Annotated in this window: 5 protein-coding genes; 1 reads left to right on the forward strand and 4 read right to left on the reverse strand. The window is 74.2% G+C overall.

Features of this window, described 5'->3' with window-relative positions; translation table 11 throughout:
• Positions 1-403: NUDIX domain-containing protein (locus tag HET64_RS36485; protein ID WP_215111527.1), on the forward strand; the 403-nt coding region annotated here is incomplete at its 5' end.
• Here the strand turns inward: HET64_RS36485 and HET64_RS36490 are convergent.
• From HET64_RS36490 to HET64_RS36505, 4 genes are all read right to left on the reverse strand, one after another.
• Positions 367-2,175, reverse strand: coding sequence for an ABC-F family ATP-binding cassette domain-containing protein (locus HET64_RS36490; protein ID WP_215111528.1), 1,809 nt, complete (start codon positions 2,173-2,175; stop codon positions 367-369). The genes HET64_RS36485 and HET64_RS36490 overlap by 37 nt on opposite strands.
• Positions 2,176-2,596: 421 nt before the next feature.
• Positions 2,597-3,637: an NAD(P)-dependent alcohol dehydrogenase gene (locus HET64_RS36495; protein ID WP_215111529.1), complete on the reverse strand. Its 1,041-nt coding sequence runs from the start codon at positions 3,635-3,637 to the stop codon at positions 2,597-2,599.
• 87 nt (positions 3,638-3,724) lie between these two features.
• Positions 3,725-4,525 carry an SDR family NAD(P)-dependent oxidoreductase gene (locus HET64_RS36500; protein ID WP_215111530.1) on the reverse strand — a complete coding sequence of 267 codons (801 nt, stop codon included), beginning with the start codon at positions 4,523-4,525 and terminating at the stop codon, positions 3,725-3,727.
• The coding region (locus HET64_RS36505) for a TetR family transcriptional regulator (RefSeq protein ID WP_215111531.1) at positions 4,522-5,028 on the reverse strand (507 nt) is incomplete at its 5' end. The genes HET64_RS36500 and HET64_RS36505, both read right to left, overlap by 4 nt.

Raw genomic sequence — 5,028 nt, forward strand, 5'->3', positions numbered from 1 at the left:
GTTCTGGGCGGGGCGGGAGGCGGCCGCCTGGTCGGTGCCGAAGGGCGAGTACGGACCGGAGGAGGAAGCGGAGGCCGCCGCCCGCCGGGAGTTCGTGGAGGAGCTGGGCGTGCCGGTCCCGCCGGGTGAGTGGATCGCGCTGGGCGAGTCACGGCAGCGCAGCGGCAAGACGGTGACCGTCTGGGCCCTGGAGGCGGAGCTGGACGTGGCGTCCGTCGTGCCCGGGACGTTCACGATGGAGTGGCCGCGCGGGTCCGGCGTGCGGCAGGAGTTCCCGGAGATGGACCGGTTCGCCTGGTGCACGCCGGAGCGGGCCGCCGAGCGGCTGGTCGTCGGCCAGCGGGTGTTCGTCGACCGGCTGCGCGCTCAGGTGCGCGGGAGGGACGCCTCCCCCGACGCGTAGGCCGGCGCCGCGCCCGCCGGGCGGCCTGCCCGCAGTTCCAGGACGTCGCCGGTGAAGCGGGCCCGGAAGCTGCGGTCGTGCGAGACGACGACGACCGCGCCCCGGTACTGGTGGAGGGCCTGTTCCAGCTCCTCCACCAGGCTCAGCGCGATGTGGTTCGTCGGCTCGTCCAGTACCAGCAGATCGGCCGGCCGGGTCACCAGGCGGGCCAGGGCCAGCCTGCGTTGCTGGCCGACCGAGAGGGACGCGACGGGCACGTCGAGGTCCTCGGGGCGGAACAGGCCGAGGGCCAGGAGTTCGTCGGCGTACTCGTCCGGGAAGCCGGAGCGGCCCGCCGCGAAGGTGGCGAGCAGGGTGCGCCGGGTCGGGCGCGCGGGCAGTTCCTGGGGGAGGTAGCCGATGCGGGCCCGGCGGGTGACCGTGCCCGCGTCGGGGGTCAGGTCACCCACGAGGACCCGCAGCAGGGTGGTCTTCCCGGCCCCGTTCTCACCGGTCACCAGGAGGCGGGCTCCCGATTCCACGCGCAGGGAGGGGAGGTGGAGGCGGTCCCCGACGGAGACGGCGTCCAGCTCCACGAGGGTCTTCGCGCGGCCCGCCGTGCCATTCGCGGTCCCATTGGCCGAGTCGGTGGCGGTAAGGGTGCCGGTGGCGGTCCCGTCACGGTCCGCCGTGCCGGTGCCGGTAGCGGGCCTCACGCTGTTCGCGGTGCCGGTCCCGTCGGCGACGGTCGGGCGGCCGGTGAACGCGAGCGGGCGGGGCGGGGGTGGCACGGGAGACCTGCGCAGCGCGTCCAGCCGGGTCCGGGCGGCCCTGACCTGGCCGGACAGCTTCGCCTCGTGCGAACGGCGGTGCTTGCCGAAACCCTGTTTCGGGTCTCCCCCGCTGGCCGCGAGCCGCGCTCCGGCCGCTGCGACGAGCTCCTCGGTGCGGGCCAAATCCGTCAGGTACTCCTCGTGCTCCTGGGCCCATCGGCGGCGGGCGGCGGCCTTGGCGGTGCGGTAGCCGCCCCAGCCGTCCCCGTACCGGGTGACCGTGCGCAGGTCCCGGTCGACCTCCAGGATCACCGAGGTGACGCGCTCCAGGAACGCCCGGTCGTGGGTGATCGCCACGACGGTGCCCCGGTGGGCGCGCAGATGGTCCTCCAGCCAGCCGACGGCGCGGGCGTCGAGGTGGTTGGTCGGCTCGTCGAGCAGCAGCAGTTCGGGGGCGGCTGCCAGGACGCAGGCGAGGGCGAGCCGGGACTGCTCGCCGCCGGAGAGCGTGGCGAGAGCGCGGTCGCGGGTGAGGTGGGAGAGGCCGAGGCCGTGCAGAGCCGCTTCGGTGCGGGCGTCCGCCCGGTAGCCGTCGCGGTCCTCGTAGGCGGTGAGGAGGTCTCCGTACGCGGCGAGCTCCTCGTCGGCCGGCCCCGGGTCGCCGGGCTTCCGCTCCGAGAGGCCGGCCTCCGCCTCGCGGATACGGTGTTCGAGGTCGCGCAGTTCGGCGAGGGCGGCGTCGACGGCGTCCTGCACGGTGTCGGCCGGGTCGAGGTCGAGGGTCTGGGCGAGATAGCCGGTGCCGCCGGGGAAACGGACGGTGATCTCACCGGTGTCCGGTCGTTCCGCTCCGGCCAGCAGCCGGAGCAGGGTGGACTTTCCGGAGCCGTTCTCGCCGATGACGGCGGTCTTCTCACCGGGCCGGACGGTGAGGGTCACCTGGTCGAGTACGGAGCGGTCCCCGTACGCCTTGGAGACGTCCTTGATGGCCAGTTGAGCGCGGTCGCGCTGGGGGTGCATGGGTGCCTTTTCCCTGGGTGACGGCCCGCGAAGGCGCGCGGAGGCGCGGCGGCGGGGCGTGGATGCCGGACGGCTGAGGGGACGGCGGCGTGCGCACGCGGTGACGTCGACGTCACCGGGGCGTCTCAGAGGGACGCGTGGTGCGGCGCGCTGCGGCCGTCCGGGCCGGGAATCAGCGGAAGAAGTAGGAGCGGTACGAACCCATGCCGCCCATTCTAACGGCGGCCGGCCTCCCGGCGCCGGGAATTTCCCGCCCGCCCCGGCGGCGGCCGCCGGGCAGGAGCCGGAGGCCGCCGCCGGGACGGGCGGGCGGACGTTCGACGGCGAGGGGACCGGGGGGCTCGGCCGCCGGGTGCGGAAGGGATTCGGACACCCGCCGGGGTGCCGGAGGGATCAGGCAGCCGCCCGGGAACCGGAGGCCTCAGCCGCCCGGGAGGATGACGGCCCGGCCGTTGATCCTGCCGTCGTGGAGGCGCTCGTAGGCGAGCGGGGCCTCGTCGAGGGAGTACGTCTCCACGTGGACGTCGACCGCTCCGGCGTGGGCCAGGTCGAGGACCTCGGCGAGCTCCTTGCGCGAGCCCCAGTAGGGCGCGCTGACGTTGGCACCGTACGGAAGCGTGCCGAAGCCGACCGGGAGCGCGCCGCCGCCGATGCCGACGATGGTGACGTCGCCGTCGACGCGGGCGACGGCGCCCGCGGTCGCCACGGTGGGCGGCGCTCCGACGAAGTCGAGGACCACGTGGGCGCCGAGTCCGCCGGTCAGTTCCCTGACGCGGGCGGCCGCCTTCTCGTCGGAGAGGACGGCTTCGTGCGCGCCGACGGTCCTGGCCAGGGCGAGCTTGTCCTCGGTGACGTCGAGGGCGATCACCCGGGCGGCCGTCATGGCGCGCAGCAGCTGGATCGCGACGTGGCCGAGGCCGCCGGTGCCGATGACGACGGCGGTGGAGCCTGGCACCAGCTTCGCCCGGGAGCGCACGATCGCGTGGTAAGGGGTCAGTCCGGCGTCCGTGAGGGGCACCGTCTTCACCGGGTCGAGGTCGCCGATCGGGATCAGGTGGCGGGGGTCGTCGACGATCATGTACTCGGCCATCGCACCGGGTGCGCCGAGTCCGGGCGGCATGATGCCGAGCTCCTTGGCGCGCAGGCAGTAGTTCTCCTTGCCTTCGGCGCAGTTCACACAGGTGCCACAGCCCCAGGGTCCGTAGACCGCGACGGAGTCGCCGAGGGCGAAGCCGTCGACGCCGTCACCGAGGGCGGCGACCGTGCCGACGCCCTCGTGTCCCAGGGTCAGGGGCAGCGGGAAGGGGATCTGGTCGGCGGGCCAGCTCATCACGGCGATGTCGGAGTGGCAGACGCCGGCGGCGGTGACCTTCAGCAGGACCTGGCCGGGGCCGGGCTCGGGGTCCGGGACGGTGACCACCTCGGGGGCGGCGCCGACGGCTCGGTACTGAACGGCTTTCATGGGGTCTCCTCGCTTCTCTCTTGATTCCTCTGTCGCCCCCGTGTCCCTTTGTCGCCCCCGTGTCCCCCGCACGCCACTCGGGCTCCGTTACGGGGCGGAGTAGCCGCCGTCCACCAAGTGGTAGCTGCCGTGGATGAAGGAGGCCTTGTCGGAGAGCAGGAAGGCCGCGAGTTCGGCGACCTCCTCGGCGGTGCCGAGCCGTCCCGCCGGGTGCAGGGAGATCAGGTGCTCGCGGGCCCCCGGGTCGGTGTTCCGCAGGAGCGGGGTGTCGATGAAGCCGGGGCCGACCGCGTTGATCCGGACGTTCTGTCCGGCGTATTCGAGCGCGGCGGTCTTGGTGAGGCCGACGACGCCGTGCTTGGCCGCGACGTAGGCGGGCGACCCCGCGAAGCCGTTGGTGCCGAGGATGGAGGACATGTTGACGATCGCGCCGCCGCCCGCCGCGACGATGGCGGGCAGCTCGTAGCGCATCGAGTGGAAGACGCCGCTGAGGTTCGTGGCGACGACGCGGTTCCAGTCCTCCACCGGGTACTCGCCGGTGGGGCTGCTGGGGCCCGCGATGCCCGCGTTGTTGACGGCCAGGTGGAGGGCGCCGAAGGTGTCCACCGCGAACCGCACACCCGCCTCGACGGAGGCCGGGTCGGTGACGTCCATCGCGACGGCGGCGGCCCTGGCTCCCGCGCCCTCCAGGTCGGCCGCGGCCTTGCGCGCGCTCTCCTCGTCGTAGTCGGCGACGACGACCGCCGCGCCGGCGGCGGCGAGCCGCCGGGCCAGGGCGAGGCCGATGCCGGAGGCGCCGCCGGTGATGAGGGCGGTGCGGCCCGCGAACTCGGTCGGGGCTTCGGCCTTCGCCTCGGCTGCGGGGGTGGAGCTGTGCTCGGTGCTCATGGTGTTGCCTCGGTTCCTTCTGCTTCTGCGGTGGTGCTGTTGGTACCGGTGGTGCTGTTGGTAGTGCCGGTGGTGCTGTCGGCGCCGGTAGTGCTGTTGTTGCCGCGGTGCTGTTCCGAAGCGGGGCGCGGCCCGCCGAGCAGGTCGGCGGAGAGCGCGTCGAACGCCTCGGCGACCAGTCCGGGCAGAGCGTCCGGCCGGCCTCCGCGCACCCAGGCGGCCTGGGCGGCGAGCAGCGCGCCCGCGCCTGCGGCGACGGTCACGGCGGGCCGGATGTCCTGCCGGGGATCGACGCCGAGCCGGTCCGCGACGATGGCGACCGAGTCCTCCTGGGCGTCCACCCGGATGTGGTGGAAGACCGCGTAGAGGGTCGGCTCCTCCTCGGCGACGACCAGCAGGTCGAAGATCCGGGGGCGGCGGTGCCAGGGCTCCGCCCCGGGATCGGCGAGCCAGTCGAGAACGGCACACCGGTAGGCGAGGAGCGGGGGTTCAGGGGCCGGGCG

The organism is Streptomyces sp. McG3 (assembly GCF_018619185.1).
In the GTDB taxonomy this organism is placed as follows: domain Bacteria; phylum Actinomycetota; class Actinomycetes; order Streptomycetales; family Streptomycetaceae; genus Streptomyces.